Origin of the sequence: Pontibacter korlensis, assembly GCF_000973725.1 — a bacterium.
In the GTDB taxonomy this organism is placed as follows: domain Bacteria; phylum Bacteroidota; class Bacteroidia; order Cytophagales; family Hymenobacteraceae; genus Pontibacter; species Pontibacter korlensis.
Genome location: NZ_CP009621.1, coordinates 1,573,254 through 1,589,282, shown reverse-complemented (window position 1 = coordinate 1,589,282; position 16,029 = coordinate 1,573,254). Strand labels below are relative to the sequence as shown.

The 16,029-nt window shown below is 47.4% G+C and carries 16 protein-coding genes; 6 read left to right on the top strand and 10 right to left on the bottom strand.

What is annotated here, in order from left to right; translation table 11 throughout:
- Positions 1-115: 115 nt before the first annotated feature.
- The 6 genes from PKOR_RS06695 to panC form a co-directional block, all read right to left on the bottom strand.
- The gene (locus tag PKOR_RS06695; protein WP_046309870.1) at positions 116-1,255 is read right to left on the bottom strand and encodes an acyl-CoA dehydrogenase; all 1,140 of its coding nucleotides are present in this window, start codon (positions 1,253-1,255) and stop codon (positions 116-118) included.
- A gap of 225 nt (positions 1,256-1,480) precedes the next feature.
- Positions 1,481-2,161, bottom strand: a complete 681-nt coding sequence (locus PKOR_RS06690) for a zinc metallopeptidase (protein WP_046309869.1) — start codon at positions 2,159-2,161, stop codon at positions 1,481-1,483.
- Between the two features lie 9 nt (positions 2,162-2,170).
- Positions 2,171-2,668, bottom strand: a complete 498-nt coding sequence (rfaE2, locus tag PKOR_RS06685) for a D-glycero-beta-D-manno-heptose 1-phosphate adenylyltransferase (RefSeq protein ID WP_052738747.1) — start codon at positions 2,666-2,668, stop codon at positions 2,171-2,173.
- Positions 2,652-3,698 (bottom strand): lysylphosphatidylglycerol synthase transmembrane domain-containing protein, encoded by a 1,047-nt coding sequence (locus PKOR_RS06680; protein WP_046309868.1) that lies wholly within the window; start codon positions 3,696-3,698, stop codon positions 2,652-2,654. The genes rfaE2 and PKOR_RS06680 overlap by 17 nt, the downstream gene beginning before the upstream one ends.
- Before the next feature lie 9 nt (positions 3,699-3,707).
- Entirely contained in the window at positions 3,708-4,055 is a 348-nt protein-coding gene (gene panD, locus PKOR_RS06675) for an aspartate 1-decarboxylase (RefSeq protein ID WP_046309867.1), read from the bottom strand.
- A 95-nt stretch (positions 4,056-4,150) separates the two neighbouring features.
- Positions 4,151-5,005: a pantoate--beta-alanine ligase gene (panC, locus tag PKOR_RS06670; RefSeq protein WP_046309866.1), complete on the bottom strand. Its 855-nt coding sequence runs from the start codon at positions 5,003-5,005 to the stop codon at positions 4,151-4,153.
- 137 nt (positions 5,006-5,142) lie between these two features.
- Here panC and PKOR_RS06665 point away from each other — a divergent pair, with 137 nt between their 5' ends.
- Positions 5,143-5,955: a glycogen/starch synthase gene (locus PKOR_RS06665; RefSeq protein WP_046309865.1), complete on the top strand. Its 813-nt coding sequence runs from the start codon at positions 5,143-5,145 to the stop codon at positions 5,953-5,955.
- 295 nt (positions 5,956-6,250) lie between these two features.
- Positions 6,251-8,086, top strand: a complete 1,836-nt coding sequence (gene glmS / locus PKOR_RS06660; RefSeq protein WP_046309864.1) for a glutamine--fructose-6-phosphate transaminase (isomerizing) — start codon at positions 6,251-6,253, stop codon at positions 8,084-8,086.
- 91 nt (positions 8,087-8,177) lie between these two features.
- Here glmS and PKOR_RS06655 read toward each other — a convergent pair whose 3' ends face one another.
- Positions 8,178-8,855, bottom strand: a complete 678-nt coding sequence (locus PKOR_RS06655) for a 3-hydroxyacyl-CoA dehydrogenase family protein (protein WP_046309863.1) — start codon at positions 8,853-8,855, stop codon at positions 8,178-8,180.
- Positions 8,856-8,903: 48 nt separating this feature from the next.
- Between PKOR_RS06655 and PKOR_RS06650 the strand changes: the two genes are divergently transcribed.
- Entirely contained in the window at positions 8,904-9,284 is a 381-nt protein-coding gene (locus PKOR_RS06650; protein ID WP_046309862.1) for a RidA family protein, read from the top strand.
- Positions 9,285-9,374: 90 nt separating this feature from the next.
- Here the strand turns inward: PKOR_RS06650 and PKOR_RS06645 are convergent, their stop codons facing one another.
- Positions 9,375-10,397: a YihY/virulence factor BrkB family protein gene (locus PKOR_RS06645; RefSeq protein ID WP_046309861.1), complete on the bottom strand. Its 1,023-nt coding sequence runs from the start codon at positions 10,395-10,397 to the stop codon at positions 9,375-9,377.
- A gap of 170 nt (positions 10,398-10,567) precedes the next feature.
- Here PKOR_RS06645 and gltX point away from each other — a divergent pair, with 170 nt between their 5' ends.
- From gltX to PKOR_RS06630, 3 genes are all read left to right on the top strand, one after another.
- Entirely contained in the window at positions 10,568-12,109 is a 1,542-nt protein-coding gene (gene gltX / locus PKOR_RS06640; RefSeq protein WP_046309860.1) for a glutamate--tRNA ligase, read from the top strand.
- Positions 12,110-12,239: 130 nt separating this feature from the next.
- Entirely contained in the window at positions 12,240-12,614 is a 375-nt protein-coding gene (locus tag PKOR_RS06635) for a hypothetical protein (RefSeq protein ID WP_046309859.1), read from the top strand.
- A gap of 128 nt (positions 12,615-12,742) precedes the next feature.
- Complete coding sequence (locus tag PKOR_RS06630) at positions 12,743-13,510, top strand: TIGR00266 family protein (RefSeq protein WP_046309858.1); 768 nt, start codon at positions 12,743-12,745, stop codon at positions 13,508-13,510.
- A gap of 167 nt (positions 13,511-13,677) precedes the next feature.
- Here the strand turns inward: PKOR_RS06630 and PKOR_RS06625 are convergent, their stop codons facing one another.
- Positions 13,678-15,195 carry a GH3 auxin-responsive promoter family protein gene (locus PKOR_RS06625; protein ID WP_462938320.1) on the bottom strand — a complete coding sequence of 506 codons (1,518 nt, stop codon included), beginning with the start codon at positions 15,193-15,195 and terminating at the stop codon, positions 13,678-13,680.
- Positions 15,196-15,275: 80 nt separating this feature from the next.
- The gene (lptB, locus tag PKOR_RS06620) at positions 15,276-16,007 is read right to left on the bottom strand and encodes an LPS export ABC transporter ATP-binding protein (protein ID WP_046314176.1); all 732 of its coding nucleotides are present in this window, start codon (positions 16,005-16,007) and stop codon (positions 15,276-15,278) included.
- Between the last annotated feature and the right edge of the window lie 22 nt (positions 16,008-16,029).

Sequence of the window (16,029 nt, the reverse complement as noted above, 5' to 3'; positions counted from 1 at the left end):
GCCTAAAGCTAAGACTAATCTTTATAAACTTCAAAAATTATCTTAAAATTTATTTTAATTCAACAAAGACTATCTATAGCTCAATTCACATGGAAACAGCGTTTTAAGCCTAATCTTACTTGAGCAATTCTCTTGAAATTACTATTTTCTGTATCTCAGAGGTACCTTCGTAAATTTGTGTGATCTTGGCATCACGCATTAGGCGCTCCACATGGTACTCTTTCACGAAACCGTAACCTCCGTGAATTTGTACTGCTTCCACGGTTGTTTCCATAGCTACTTTAGATGCAAACAGCTTTGCCATAGCACCAGACTTGCCATAATCGCGGTGTGCGTCCTTATCGTAGGCAGCCTGCAGGCACAACAAGCGAGCCGCTTCAATGTTTGTTGCCATATCAGCCAGCTTAAACTGTATCGCCTGGTGTTTAGCAATTTCAACGCCAAAAGCCTTGCGCTCTTTAGAGTACTTCAAGGCCAGCTCCATGGCTCCCGAGGCTATCCCCAGAGCTTGGGAGGCGATACCAATACGCCCTCCAGCCAATGTTTGCATCGCAAACTTAAACCCGAAGCCATCTTCTCCGATCCTGTTCTCTTTTGGTACTTTTACGTCAGTAAACATTAAAGAGTGGGTATCAGAGCCACGAATTCCTAATTTATTTTCTTTAAGTCCAACTTCGAATCCTTCCATTTCGCGCTCTACTATCAGAGCATTTATGCCACGGTGGCCTTTTTCAGGGTAAGTTTGTGCTATTACTAGGTAAACAGAAGCTGTACTGCCGTTTGTAATCCAATTTTTTGTACCATTCAGCAGGTAGTAATCTCCTTTGTCCTCGGCTGTTGTACGCTGCGAAGTAGCATCAGAACCTGCCTCAGGCTCAGAAAGACAAAAAGCACCGATAATTTCACCAGTTGCAAGTTTGGTCAGATACTTTTGCTTTTGCTCCTCAGTACCAAACTTCTCTATACCCCAACAAACAAGCGAATTATTTACCGACATCACCACAGAAGCAGAGGCGTCCACTTTGGAAATTTCTTCCATAGCCAGCACATAGGAGATCGTATCCATGCCGCCACCGCCATACTTGGGGTCTACCATCATGCCCAGAAAGCCAAGCTCGCCCATCTTTTTAATTTGATCCGCCGGAAACTTCTGATGCTCGTCGCGCTCAATTACGCCAGGCAACAGCTCAGTTTGGGCAAATTCACGGGCGGCAGCCTGTACTGCCAAGTGTTCCTCTGTTAGTTGAAAGTTCATATGCGTTATCAAATAGGATGATATTTAAACTAGTTTTTAATTCCGTAACAAAATTATGAAATTCAGTTGCATTAATTCAACTGAATATTCTGCCAATTGTCGTGCAGCGCCACGGGTTTGTACATGTTTGAATAGCACAGGTTACAGAAATGCACAAAAAGAAAGCGCCGCCAGTGCAAAAGCAGCAGGCGGCGCCAGTATAATCAGGCAGATTAAACTTTTTCTTTAATCGCGGCGGCCCATCAGCAGCGACACATAGTATAGCAACGTTGCCAGTGAGCCAAGTGCAGCTACCACATAGGTAAGAGCTGCCCACTTCAGAGCATCTTTCGCCATACCATGTTCCTGCGTCGTTACAATGCCGCGTCTGTCTATCCAAGCCAAGGCACGCTTGCTAGCATCAAACTCAACCGGCAGTGTTATAAAACTAAACAGGGTGGTAAGGCCAAAAAGGGCCACACCAATTGCCAACGGCACAGGTGTAGTCTGCAGCATCAAGATACCAATCAGGATGATCCATTGCATGTAGCGCGAGGCAATGCTAAGCGCAGGAACCATAGCCGAACGGAACTTAAGGAAGCTATAGGCTTTGGCATGCTGCACCGCGTGACCACATTCGTGGGCTGCTACTGCAGCGGCAGCGGCACTACGCGCTTCATACACATACTCACTCAGGTTTACTGTCTTGTCGGCAGGGTTGTAGTGGTCAGTTAGCTTACCCGCCACCGATATAACACGCACATCTGTAATTCCGTTGTCGCGCAGCATCATCTCTGCTACCTCACGGCCACTCAGGCCAGAGCTTAACGGAGTCTGGGAGTACTTTTTAAACTTGCTTTTTAGTCGGGCACTCACACCCATACTAATCAGCATGAATACGATACCAATAAAATATATTCCAAGCATGGTCTTTACTTAAGCTTTATTAGGGTTGATGTTGTTCTCTATTTTTTTTACGATGTTGGTTGTGGAGTAGCCTTTAACCAGCGGCACGGTCTGCACCGATCCGCCACGGGCTTGCACTACTTCATGCCCTACAATCTGTTCTACGGCGTAGTCATCTCCTTTAACCAATATATCCGGCTGCACAGCCTCTATCAGCTCCAGGGGCGTATCTTCGTCGAAGAACACTACAGCATCTATAAACAAAAGGGATGCCATAACGCGCGCGCGTGACATTTCGTCTTGCAACGGCCGGGTGGGTCCTTTTATACGGCTGATTGAGGCATCTGTATTCAAGCCTAGAACTAACTTATCGCCAAGTTGTCGTGCTTTTTCCAAGTAGTCGACGTGGCCAAGGTGGAGCAGGTCAAAGCAACCGTTGGTGAAAATAATTTTCTGGCCTTGTGTGCGCCAGCTTTGCACCTGATCGAGCAGCTGCGGGAGGGTATAAATCTTATCTTTTGAGTTCATGGGCTTGAGTAGAAGTATGACTGTGCTCTGCCTCCACAGGTTTTGCCCCGCGTAGCATGCTTGCCATAAAACTAATCACTCCCATTACAACTACCAAAAGTGTTTGCGAGGTATGCGCCAACAGAGCATAAGCCATTCCGGCTTCTTTGGGCACGCCATAAAGAAGCAGCGTAGACTGCACCAGCAAGTGGTAAACCCCTATACCGCCTTGCACTGGGGCCGCCATGCCAAGCGTACCTACTAAAAGCACAGAGAGTGCAGCCCCCCAGCCTAAGCCGGCAGTAGCAGGCAAGGCATAAAATACAGTAAGGCTCATTCCGTAATACATCAGCCAGACAAACAAAGTATGGCCCCAAAAAGCAAATTGGTTCTCTAGCTTTGTTACACTGAATATGCCTTGCAGCATGCCCCGTACAAATTGCACCGCCTTACGGAAAAGAGAATTCTTCCGCAGAAGACTTAAGTAGCGTAGCCCTACAATAAGCACCACCACTACAGAAATAAGCATTACCCAAAACACCCAGTATAGGGAGCTTATGCTTTGCTCCAGGGTGGCATACTTATTAGAAAAGAGATCAAGAAAAAAGTTGCGAATGCGCCCAAACTCCACCATAAAGGTGAGCCCAACCACCAACAGCAGCATCAGCATATCGATGATGCGCTCTGCAATTACAGTACCAAAGCCAGTGTTAAGCGGGAGGTTATCAGTACGCCGCAGCATGGTACAGCGAGCCACTTCTCCCATTCTCGGGAATACCAGGTTAGCAACATAGCCCACCATCATGGCATTATAGGTGTTACGGAGAGGTGGGTTATGGCCTGTAGGCTTTATTTGCATTTGCCAACGCATGGCACGGCTCAGGTAAGCCAACAAGCCCATCACCACCGACACCATTAACCAGCCGTAGTCGGCGTTTTGAAACTCTGCCCACATTTTCTGAAAATCCAGCTCCTTCAGCGCGTACCACATCAGGAATGCAGATACACTCATGAGCAGGACATATTTCAGAAACGAGAGCAGTTTATTCATGCAAGTGTATTACACCAAGCGGTTATGCTGGTCAGGGAATACAAGTGTAGGGGTATGGTTTTTAGCGTCTTCGAATTTAATGCTGCAGTAAGAGATAATGATCACAACATCGCCAACCTGTACTTTACGTGCCGCTGGGCCATTCAGGCAAACAGTGCCTGTGCCACGCTCACCTTTAATCACATAGGTTTCGAAGCGCTCCCCATTGTTGATGTTAACGATCTGTACTTTCTCATTCTCCACTATGTTGGCGGCATCCATCAGGTCCTCATCAACTGTAATGCTACCCACATAGTGCAGCTCGGCCTGCGTTACCTTACAACGGTGGATTTTAGATTTTAAAACCTCAATATACATGGTGTACTTTAGTAATAGAGCGTAAAGTTAGACAATTGGAATCATATTAACTACCAACACTAACTGCTGCTTACCGTCTCTGTTTTTCCAACAAACTATACTTCGTTTAGATTCACCAGAATGTTATCAATCAAGCGAACAGGGCCAACAAAGGCTGCTATGCAAAGCGCTACTTCCTGCTCTCCTCCTAGCTCTGTTAGTGGCTGTAAGGTATCAGGGTTTGCTACCTCAAAATATTCCAGGTTTACCTGCTGCATACCTGCCAAGTAAGCTTCCACTGTAGCCTTTATGCTATATACTGGCTTCTGCCCCAGTTGCCCTTTTGCCAACTGTAAAGCCTTATACAGCGCCGTTGCTGTCTGCCGTTGCTCGGCACCCAGCCTTTTATTTCTCGACGACATAGCCAGCCCATCTTCCTCTCGCATGGTAGGGTAGCGCACTATCTCCAGGTCAAAGCTCAGGGCCTGCACCAGCTGTTTTACGATAGCCACCTGCTGCAGGTCTTTCTGCCCAAAGTAAGCGCGGTGGGGCTGCACAAAGTGGAAAAGCTTACTTACGATGGTAGCTACACCGTTAAAATGGCCTGGGCGGTGCTCACCTTCCATTACCCCTTCTAACGCTCCGAAACTAAACTGCAGCAGTGATTGTTGTGCATATACCTCTTCTGCAACTGGTGCAAACAATATATCACAGCCTACTGATTTCAGCAGCTCGGTATCCTGCTCCATGGTGCGAGGATATAGTTTATAATCGTCCGGGTTATTGAATTGGGTGGGATTTACGAAAATACTGCAAACGGTTACATCGTTCTCCTGAACAGAAGCGCGCAGCAGCTGCAGGTGCCCCTCGTGCAGGGCACCCATGGTTGGCACAAAGCCAATGCGCTTTCCGCTACAGCGCAGCGCCTGCATACGTTCCCTGATTTTACTAACCTGCTCTATAACTTCCATGTCGGTGGTATGTCTGTTGATGCTTATGTAAAGCCGGCAAAAGTAAGTTACAGCGCTATAAATTGAAAATCAGAATAAAAAATACTAATTTTGCACGACCCAATACTGTTGCTTATTAAAATCTTAACTTCATACCCATGTCAAAATTGCGAATCCTTTACGCCGCCACCGAGATCAATCCCTTCTTACAAACCACGAAAGTAGCTGAGTTTTTACAAACGCTACCGCAGGGTATGCAGGAACGAGGGATGGAGATCCGGATATTTGTTCCCCGGTTCGGCCTTATAAACGAGCGCAAAAACCGTTTGCATGAGGTGGTACGCCTGTCAGGCATTAACATTGCCGTGGGTGACGATGAGAAACCATTGGTAATCAAAGTAGCCTCTATACCAAACGCGAAGCTACAGGTTTATTTTATTGATAACGAAGATTACTTCCACAGAAAGTCTGTCTTTGTTGACAAGAATAACAAGTTCCACCAAGACAACGACGAGCGCGCGATCTTCTTCTGCAAGGGCGTGCTGGAAACAGTGAAGAAATTAGGTTGGGCGCCAGACATTGTACACTGCAACGACTGGATGACAGGCCTTATCCCGATGTACCTGAAAACTACATACAAGAAGGATCCTATCTTCAAGGACTGTAAGTCGATGTTCACTGTATATAATAACAACTACACCCACAAGTTTAGCGAAGACCTGTTGGAGAAAGTAAAGATGCTGGACATTGAAGACAGCATGTTGACCCACCTTCAGTCTGCTGACACGGATGGTTTTATTAAGTGCGGCATGGAGTATGCTGACGCTGTTATCAAGACAAACGAAGATTTCAGCGAGAACATCAGCGCCCTGTTCAGCGACTTTATGAAGAAGAAAACTATCAGCACGGTGACTCCTGACGACACATTGCTGGACAACTACTATAACCTTTATAACGAGCTGAGCAAGTAAAGCAAAAAGCACCTCGCTTCTTTTTGCACTTTACGTAAGAGTATAAACAGGAGTAGACACTATCGGGCAAAAGCCGTTATAACAAAAGTTACAAGAGACTGCCGCTTATATTACATTTTTGTAGTAGAGCGGCAGTCTCTTTTTTGTTTCAGATAAGCTCTTCTATAACTGATATTTAGACTCGTATATTACACTGAAAACACAACACTAACGAGCAGAAGTTATACATATAAAAAAGAAATAGATACCTTTGCGGCTACCTATATGTACCTATGAGATAAATTAAAGAAAACCTATGTGTGGAATTGTAGCTTACGTTGGGCATCGAGAAGCGAGCCCAATTATCATTAAAGGCCTGAAAAGGCTTGAGTACAGAGGATACGACAGTGCAGGTATTGCATTGATGAACGGTGACCTTAGCGTTTATAAGAAAAAAGGAAAGGTAGCTGACCTGGAGGCATATCTTGCCTCGCAAGACACGCACGGCAACATTGGCATGGGCCATACCCGCTGGGCTACACACGGCGAGCCAAATGACGTTAACGCCCACCCACACTACTCTACCTCCCGCAACATCGCCATCATCCATAATGGCATTATTGAGAACTATGCTTCTTTAAAGAAGCTTCTCATCGAGAAAGGCCATACATTTCAGTCTGATACAGACTCAGAAGTATTTATCAACCTGATCGAGGATATCCGTGCAAACAACAACTGCACTTTGCCTGAGGCTGTACGCTTGGCCATGCATGAAGTTGTAGGCGCTTACGCTATTGTGGTTTTAGCTAAAGACAGTCCTAACCAACTGATTGCAGCCCGTAAAGGTAGCCCGCTTGTAGTAGGTGTCGGAGAAGGAGAATACTTCCTGGCCTCAGACGCTACCCCTATTATCGAGTATACAAATGAGGTAGTATACCTGAATGACTACGAGCTGGCGATTATCAACAACGGAGAACTAGACATTCGCACGAAAGAGGATGTAAAGCAAACTCCTTATGTGCAGCGCCTAGAGATGGAGTTGGAGTCTATTGAGAAGGGTGGCTATGAGCACTTCATGCTGAAGGAAATTTTTGAGCAGCCACGCTCTATCCTGGACAGCATGCGCGGCCGTATGATTGCCGAGAGCAACCACCTCATGATGTCGGGCATCCGTGAGTTTGAGAACAAGTTCGTGAACGCCAACAGAATCATCATTGTGGCCTGCGGTACTTCCTGGCACGCTGGTCTGGTAGCAGAGTACCTGATTGAAGATTTGGCACGCATCCCGGTAGAGGTAGAATACGCCTCTGAATTCCGTTACCGCAACCCGATTCTTAACGAAAAAGATATCGTAATTGCCATTTCACAGTCTGGTGAGACAGCGGACACATTGGCGGCCATAGAACTGGCTAAATCGAAAGGTGCTACGATTTTCGGTATCTGTAACGTAGTAGGTTCTTCTATTGCACGTGCTACCGATGCGGGTGCCTATACCCATGCCGGACCTGAGATTGGTGTGGCAAGCACCAAAGCCTTTACAGCACAGGTAACTGTACTCACACTGATTGCCATGATTATTGGTAGCAAGCGCGGTACTCTTGAGACGACGAAGCTGCATGAGCTGATGGTAGAGCTAGAGACAATCCCAAGCAAAGTGGAAGAAGCGTTGCAGCTGAACGACCAGATCATCAAAATTGCTGAACAGTATAAAGATGTAGCTAACTGCATTTACTTAGGTCGCGGCTATAACTTCCCAGTTGCTTTGGAAGGTGCGCTTAAACTGAAGGAGATCTCTTATATACACGCTGAGGGCTACCCAGCCGCTGAGATGAAGCACGGCCCGATCGCACTGATCGATGAGCAGATGCCAGTAGTAGTAATTGCTACAAAAGATAGCTCTTATGAGAAGGTCGTGTCCAATGTGCAGGAGGTAAAGGCACGTAAAGGTAAAGTGATTGCCATTGTAACCGAGGGCGATACCACTATTCCTGCTATGGCGGACCACGTAATCGAAATTCCGGAGACAAGTGAGCACCTGATGCCACTGTTGTCTGTAATTCCGCTACAGTTGCTTTCTTACCATATTGCGGTAATGCGCGGCTGTAACGTTGACCAGCCTCGTAATCTTGCTAAGTCTGTTACAGTAGAATAGTCACTGAGACATAAAAAAACAGAAAGGGGAGTCATATCATGGCTCCCCTTTCTGTTTTTCTTACTTGTGTTCTGAAAGCTAACAGCCATACCTAAAATGTCTCCTTCTTTAGGTATTTCGTCTTCAGCAATGGACAGATTTTATAGCGCTCTTCTTTGGTGTCTTCATACACTGCCTGCAGCACCTGATACACGTTCTGAACACCAATCTGATTAGCCCACTCAAAAGGACCTTTAGGATAATTAGTCCCGAGCTTCATTCCTTGGTTTATGTCATCGATACCTGCCGTTTTCTCTTGTAAGGTATAGCAGGCCTCGTTAATGATCATGCAGATGATGCGTGGGGTAACCATTCCCACACGGTCCTCTACCAGCAGGTATTCCGTACCCAACACCTCACACACTTCCTGAAGCTTCGACTCATCTTCTTTGCGTAGCAAACTCACCTCCAGCACTGGCCGGTTGAACAGCGTAGGCAAACCATTAAACCCAATTAAGGTGCAGGACTGCTCCAAATCAGCCTCGCTTACAAGCGCAGCTAACTGCACGGTAACCGCATTACAAAACACCACCTGCTCCGGTGCATACAGGTTCAGGCGCTCTGGCTGCTCATACAGCAGGAAATCAAAAACTATGTCGCTTGGCTGTAGTTGCTCATCTAGCAGAGTGTGGTGATGCAGAAAAGAATAGCTGACACCTTCTCTTTCCTCCTGGAACTTTTGCTTGAACTCTGTGGCCATTTCCGGGCCAGACAAAACAACTATGTGCATATTTTCTGTACTTTTGATGGTAAAGATACAAACTAAAACGAATCCCCTATGGCACATAACATTATCAACTCTTCCAAGGCTCCGGCTCCTATTGGCCCTTACAGCCAGGCTACTCTGGCCAATGGCACACTGTATGTATCTGGCCAAATTGCGCTGGATGCAGAGAGCGGCAACCTAGTAAATGACAACATTGAAAACGAAACGCACAAGGTAATGCAGAACCTGCAGGCTATACTTGCAGAAGCTGGCATGGACTTCAGCAATGTGCTTAAGTGCACTATCTTTGTAAAGGACCTGAACAACTTTGGAAAGATAAACGAGACTTACGGCAGCTACTTTACAAGCAACCCTCCTGCCCGCGAAACTGTTGAGGTAAGCCGCTTGCCAAAAGATGTGAATGTGGAGATTTCCTGCATCGCAGCGAAGTAGTACTTCAAGACGATAATTCCTAAGGACAAAAGGTATAGGACAATGTCAAGACGTTTTCTATCTTTTGTCCTTTTTCTTTTACCTGTTTCATCAGATATTCGCCCCTTTCGCAGCGTCTCCTCCTGCAGGTGGCTCCAGTTCTTCCTCAGGCTCTCCGTATACTTCCCGCGCATGTTTACCCGGCTCTGTGTTCACTGCAGAGTTACCAACTTCCACTTCCTGTCGTATCACACGCACAGCATAGTCTGACGGATAAATGTTGTAGCCATACTTGCGAGAGTAAACAAAGGTGAAAACAGCGCCGAAAAAGATGATCTGCGAAGTGAAGAACACCCAAGTAAGTATAACCACAATAGAGCCGGCGGCCCCGTATACCGATCCTACATCGTTTTTGCCCAAATAAAACCCAATCAGGCCACGGAACAGCACGAACAGCAGCGAGGTAACCAGTGCCCCTACTGTCACATCGCGCCACTTTATTTTGGCATCTGGCAGAAACTTATAGATGCAGGCAAACAAGAAAGACATGAGCAAGAAGGCCGAGGCTAAGTTGGCCAAGTGCAGTACATATACTATCCAACCTGAGAAACGCGCGGTAAGAAAATCGCCTATTGCTACTAGTATGGCGTTTGCCAAAAGAGACAGCAGCAGTACAATGGCAATGGTCAGGATCATTCCAAAGGAAAGAACGCGGTCCAGCAGCAGCTTCAGATAACCACGTTTAGGCACCGGCTTTACGTGCCATATTTCATTCAGGGAGTCTTGTAGGGATATAAAAACACCTGTTGCTGCTATAAAAAGTGCAATGGTGCCCACCATTGCCGCTAAGCTAAAGTCCCCGAACTCGTTTACGTTCTCCACCATCTTCTGTACCGCGTAGGCACCCTCCGTGCCTATCAACTCTTTGATGCGGTAGTAAATCTCGCCCGACACAGCCTGCTCACCAAAAAAGTACCCGGCTGCGCTGATAATTATGATGAGCATAGGTGGCAGCGCAAAAATAGTATAGTACGCCAGCGCCGCTCCCTTCTGAAAGGAGTTGTTATCAATAAACTCGAGGTATGTTTCCTTTAGCAGGCACCAAACCATCCACAGGCGCTTCCTTACTGTCATGAGCAGTTTTTTATACTGCCAGATACGTAATTAATTAGTTATGTGTACACTACGTTTAAAAGCTATAAGTACAGCTTTCGAAACAAGCACAGTATTTTACCGTTACCGAAACGACACTTTATTTCGTACCTTTGCACCAAATTTGAACGATCTGAATCAGACAACCATACATGGAAAGAGAAGTTAGAGTACGCTTTGCCCCAAGCCCAACAGGGCCTCTCCATATCGGCGGTGTGCGCACTGCCCTTTACAACTACCTGCTGGCCCGCAAGACCGGCGGTAAAATGATCCTGCGCATCGAAGACACAGACCAGAACCGGTTTGTGCCAGGTGCAGAGGATTACATCCGTGAGTCTTTGGAGTGGTGCGGTATCGAACTGGACGAAAGCCCTTGGAACGGCGGACCGTACGCACCTTACCGCCAGTCGGAGCGTAAGCCGATGTACATGCAGTATGCCCTGCAGCTTGTAGAAGCAGGCCATGCTTATTATGCCTTTGACACAGCTGAAGAGCTGGAGGAGATGCGCGAGCGCCTGAAGGCTGCAAAAGTGGCTACTCCACAATACAACGCCATCACCCGCATGACGATGAAAAACTCCCTCACCCTGCCTGAGGATGAGGTGAAGAAGCGTCTGGATTCTGGTGAGCCATACGTGATCCGTCTGAAAGTTCCACGTAAGGAGGAGATACGCCTGAAAGACCTGATCCGTGGTTGGGTAATGGTGCACTCTTCTTCTATTGATGATAAAGTACTGATGAAATCAGATGGTATGCCTACGTACCACCTGGCTAACATTGTGGACGACCATCTGATGAAGATCACACACGTGATTCGTGGCGAGGAGTGGTTACCATCTGCGCCGCTGCACGTGCTGCTGTACCGCTACCTGGGCTGGGAAGATACCATGCCAGAGTTTGCCCACCTACCGCTGTTGCTTAAGCCAGACGGAAACGGTAAACTGAGCAAGCGTGACGGAGATAAGCTGGGCTTCCCTGTATTCCCGCTGCGCTGGCAGGACCCGAACACAGGAGAGATATCGTCAGGTTACCGTGAGAGCGGCTACCTGCCAGAGGCTTTTGTTAACTTCCTTGCGTTCCTAGGCTGGAACCCGGGCACTAGTCAGGAGATCTTCTCTTTGAAGGAGCTTATTGATGAATTCTCTGTGGAGCGTATCGGTAAGTCTGGTACCCGCTTTGATATCCAGAAGGCCCGCTGGTTTAATGAGCAGTACCTGCGTGCTAAGCCAGACAATGAGCTAGCCAACTACCTGATCAAGGCCTTGGCTGAGCATAACATCACCACTACACCTGAGAAGGCAGAGAAGATTGCCGGTCTGATGAAGGAGCGTGTGTCGTTCCCGCAGGACTTCTGGCAAGAGGCTAAGTATTTCTTTATTGCTCCGGAGGAGTATAACGAGAAGGTAGCTTCTAAGAAGTGGAACAGCCAGTCGGTTGCCGTTTTCGAAGATTTCAAGAACGAGCTGCCATCGCTGCAGGATTTTAACGCTGATACCGTTAAGGAGTTGTTGGTAGGCATACTGGAGCGCCACGGTATGAAGATCGGGCAGGTGATGCAGGCGCTGCGCCTGGCTGTAACCGGTGCCGAGGCTGGTCCGGACCTGATGCAGATTATTGAGGTGATCGGGCGTGAGGAGACGATCCAGCGCATTGAAACTGCTATCAGCAAGCTTAGCAGCTATGCATCAGCATAAAGAATAACCATACTTACTTTAAGAAAGGCTGGCCCTATGGCTGGCCTTTTTTATTGCCCTTTGTGCCCGCCTTGTAACAAATTACACCTGCCTCGCTTATACAACAAAGTATAACCACACGAGAAATATAATGGCTAAGAATAAAAAGGAAAGTAAAAACGAGAAGAAGAAGTCGCGGGTGCACAAGGATTTGGAGGGCTTTGAGATTAAGGTGAACGAGCACGGTGAGATCATTTCCAACTACAGCATCGATAAAATCAACGATTTCCTGAACCAGAACGTGGATGATAAGAAGCTGATGAAACGTGACGCTGCCGAGAAGGCAAAACGGGAAGAGGAGGAAGCCTTCCATGTGGAGGAAAACGAGGAGGCCGAGGAAACTGATGAGGATTTCGTGCGCAATACTAGCTCCGTTTCTGATGACGAGGATGATAAGAACCTACCCAAAGCCCGCCGTCGCAAAAAAGGTGAGGAAGACGATGAAGACGAAGCTGAGGAAGATTAACGCACCTAAGTCAGGTGTGATTGCACTTTATAAGTACTAGAGCCGGTGTATCATAATTTGAGCATCGGCTTGTCTTGTCTCTTAAAAATCAATTATATTTCTGTCCTCACAAACCCCCTACTACAACTATGAGAAACTCGCATGAAATTGACTACAAGATTTTTGGTAATGACATACAGGTGCTGGAAATTGAACTGGACCCGCACGAAACTGTAATTGCCGAGGCTGGCGCCATGGTATACATGGAGGACGGCATCGACTTTGAGGCAAAGATGGGTGATGGCTCCAATCCTAGTCAGGGCTTTTTCGGCAAGCTGGTGTCGGCTGGTGCCCGTGTAATAACCGGTGAGTCGCTGTTCATGACGCACTTTACGCACCGAGGCCCTGGCAAAAGCAGAGTAGCCTTCTCAGCCCCCTATCCTGGCACCATACTTCCAATTGACCTCAGCACCACCCGAAACAACACGCTGATCACACAAAAAGATGCTTTTCTGGCTGCAGCTTTGGGTACGAAGCTCAGCATCCACTTTAACCAGCGACTAGGCTCGGGCTTCTTTGGTGGCGAAGGCTTTATACTTCAGCGCATGCAGGGCGATGGCCTGGCTTTCGTACACGCCGGTGGTACCATTGTGGAGAAGCAATTGAACAACGAAACACTGCGCGTAGACACTGGCTGTGTGGTTGCTTTCGAGGAAGGCATTGATTTCAGCGTACAACGTGCCGGAGGTCTTAAATCTATGATCTTTGGCGGTGAAGGCTTGTTCCTGGCTACATTGCGCGGCACTGGCCGTGTGTGGCTGCAGTCAATGCCAGTGAAGAAGCTGATCGAAGCACTTTTGCCTCGCGGTGAGAATGCCAAAAAAGAAGGCGGATTTATGAGTAGCTTCCTAGAGTAGAAAGTATAAATTCATATAAACAGCAGTGCCCCGACAAGTATAAATTGCTGGGGCGCTGCTATTTTATACCTCATAAAAGTGGCTCACACCATCCTAGCCGCTCCTTGCTTAAAGGGTTGGGGTAGTTGGATCACTTTATAACCTTTAACTCCCAAATTTTTAACTTCCTACAGCCCATTCACCTGCATAATTTCCTCCAGGTAATCGCGGGTGTTGCTTAGGCGGGGTACTTTGTTCTGGCCACCTAGTTTGCCTTTGTGGCTAAGCCAGTTCAGGAAAGTGCCCTTTGGTGCTGCATGCACCAGTGGTCCCTGTAACGCGATATCGTTCTGCCGCTTAGCATCGTAGTCGGAGTTTACCTCACGTAGCTTTTCGTCCAGCACTTGTGTAAAGCGCTTCAGATCGTTTGGTTCTTTCTCAAACTCTATCAGCCACTCATGCCCGCCACGCTTATCGCTCTCCAGGTAAACAGGGCAAGCCGTAAAATTAGAGATAATGGCGCCAGTAGCATCGCAGGCATTGGTAATAGCCTCCTCAGCGTTCTCTACTATCACCTCCTCGCCAAAGGCATTGATGAAGTGTTTCGTGCGTCCGGATATTTTGATGCGATATGGGCTTAGGCTGGTAAAGCGAACAGTGTCGCCTATTTTATAACGCCATAGGCCCGCATTGGTCGAGATAACGATGGCATAGTTCTTTCCAAGTTCTACCTGATCCAGCGTCAATGTCTTAGGATTCTCCTCCTCGAACTGGTCCATCGGAATAAACTCATAGTATACACCGTAGTCCAGCATCAGCAGCATCTCATCCTCAGTCCCGGCTTGGTCCTGAATGCCAAAGAAGCCTTCGGAGGCATTGTATACCTCCAGATAATTCATTTGGTCCGACGGGATGATATCTCGGAAAAGCTGTCGGTATGGACCAAAAGCCACGGCACCATGAGTAAAGAGCTCCAAGTTTGGCCATATTTCAAGTATGTTGCTTTTGCCTGTCACCTCTAAAATACGCTTCAGCAGCACATATGTCCAGGTAGGCACACCACTCATGCTGGTTACGTTTTCCTTCACTGTCACCTCCACCATCTTCTCGATCTTCTCCTCCCACTTATCCATAAGGGCGATCTTAAGCGGGGGAGTACGTATGGCTTCAGCCCAGATAGGCAGGTTCTGCATAATCACGGCCGACACGTCGCCGCAATTAACTTTAGCATTTAGTTCGCTGGGATGGTGGCTGCCACCAATAGAGAGGCCTTTGCCGGTAAACAGCTTGGTCTCCGGGTACAGGTTTACATAGATGGAAAGCATGTCCTTGCCGCCCTTGTAGTGACAATCCTCCAGCGACTCCGGGCTAACAGGTATGTATTTACTGCGGGCGTTTGTAGTGCCCGATGACTTTGCAAACCACTCAATTTTAGTTGGCCACAGCAGGTTCTGCTCTCCTTTCATCACACGCTCAATGTAAGGATACAGGTCTTCATACGTACTGATAGGCACCCGCTCCTGAAACTCCCGAACACTCAGGTTATCTTCATAGCCATACTTGCGGCCCCATTCAGTATTCTTCGCTGTGCTAATCAGGTTTTGAAACAGCTCCAACTGCACTTCATGCGGATACTTCCGAAACAGATCTATGTCATGGATCCGCTTCTTCATTACCCACGTTAAAATAGAATTTATGATCTCCAAGGTAAATTGGCTAAAGGGTTAAACAGCCTTTCCTTATACTGTATTTGCAAACACTAGCCTTGTAATATACCTATTAAAGACTAAATCTTTCTCTTTAATTCAAAGTGTTTACCTAAGTATACGCGACGTACCTGCTCATCGGCGGCAAGTTCTTCGGCAGTACCGGCCTTCAGGATCTTGCCCTCAAACAGCAGATAGGCGCGGTCAGTAATGGATAGGGTTTCGTTTACGTTGTGGTCAGTGATGAGGATACCGATGTTCTTGTTCTTAAGCTTAGCCACAATGCTCTGAATCTCCTCCACAGCAATGGGGTCTACACCAGCAAAAGGTTCATCTAACAGCACAAACTTAGGATCTACGGCCAGGGCGCGGGCAATCTCTGTACGGCGGCGCTCACCACCACTCAACACGATGCCCTTGTTCTTGCGCACATGCGTGAGCGAAAACTCCTCCAGCAGCTCTTCCACCTTCTCATACTGCGCCTTCTTAGGCAGCTTCGTCATCTCCAGCACCGACAGGATGTTCTCCTCCACCGTTAGCTGCCGAAAAACTGAGGCTTCCTGTGCAAGGTATCCTACCCCGCGTTTAGCACGCTTGTACATAGGCAGGTCAGTTATATCCTCCTTATCCAAGAAAATCTTACCCTCGTTTGGCTTCACCAACCCTACTATCATATAAAAAGATGTAGTCTTGCCTGCACCATTAGGGCCCAGCAAACCTACAATTTCGCCCTGGTTCACCTCCACGCTCACATCATTTACAACGGTGCGGGATTTATACTTCTTTATCAGGTGTTCTGCTCTCAGTATCATTGTGGCTAAATTACGCATAAAG

Excerpts from the sequence above, each read along its gene's own strand:
- PKOR_RS06695 (WP_046309870.1), bottom strand. The coding sequence starts at position 1,255 with ATGAACTTTCAACTAACAGAGGAACACTTGGCAGTACAGGCTGCCGCC.
- PKOR_RS06690 (WP_046309869.1), bottom strand. The coding sequence starts at position 2,161 with ATGCTTGGAATATATTTTATTGGTATCGTATTCATGCTGATTAGTATG.
- rfaE2 (WP_052738747.1), bottom strand. The coding sequence starts at position 2,668 with ATGAACTCAAAAGATAAGATTTATACCCTCCCGCAGCTGCTCGATCAG.
- PKOR_RS06680 (WP_046309868.1), bottom strand. The coding sequence starts at position 3,698 with ATGAATAAACTGCTCTCGTTTCTGAAATATGTCCTGCTCATGAGTGTA.
- panD (WP_046309867.1), bottom strand. The coding sequence starts at position 4,055 with ATGTATATTGAGGTTTTAAAATCTAAAATCCACCGTTGTAAGGTAACG.
- panC (WP_046309866.1), bottom strand. The coding sequence starts at position 5,005 with ATGGAAGTTATAGAGCAGGTTAGTAAAATCAGGGAACGTATGCAGGCG.
- PKOR_RS06665 (WP_046309865.1), top strand. The coding sequence starts at position 5,143 with ATGTCAAAATTGCGAATCCTTTACGCCGCCACCGAGATCAATCCCTTC.
- glmS (WP_046309864.1), top strand. The coding sequence starts at position 6,251 with ATGTGTGGAATTGTAGCTTACGTTGGGCATCGAGAAGCGAGCCCAATT.
- PKOR_RS06655 (WP_046309863.1), bottom strand. The coding sequence starts at position 8,855 with ATGCACATAGTTGTTTTGTCTGGCCCGGAAATGGCCACAGAGTTCAAG.
- PKOR_RS06650 (WP_046309862.1), top strand. The coding sequence starts at position 8,904 with ATGGCACATAACATTATCAACTCTTCCAAGGCTCCGGCTCCTATTGGC.
- PKOR_RS06645 (WP_046309861.1), bottom strand. The coding sequence starts at position 10,397 with ATGACAGTAAGGAAGCGCCTGTGGATGGTTTGGTGCCTGCTAAAGGAA.
- gltX (WP_046309860.1), top strand. The coding sequence starts at position 10,568 with ATGGAAAGAGAAGTTAGAGTACGCTTTGCCCCAAGCCCAACAGGGCCT.
- PKOR_RS06635 (WP_046309859.1), top strand. The coding sequence starts at position 12,240 with ATGGCTAAGAATAAAAAGGAAAGTAAAAACGAGAAGAAGAAGTCGCGG.
- PKOR_RS06630 (WP_046309858.1), top strand. The coding sequence starts at position 12,743 with ATGAGAAACTCGCATGAAATTGACTACAAGATTTTTGGTAATGACATA.
- lptB (WP_046314176.1), bottom strand. The coding sequence starts at position 16,007 with ATGATACTGAGAGCAGAACACCTGATAAAGAAGTATAAATCCCGCACC.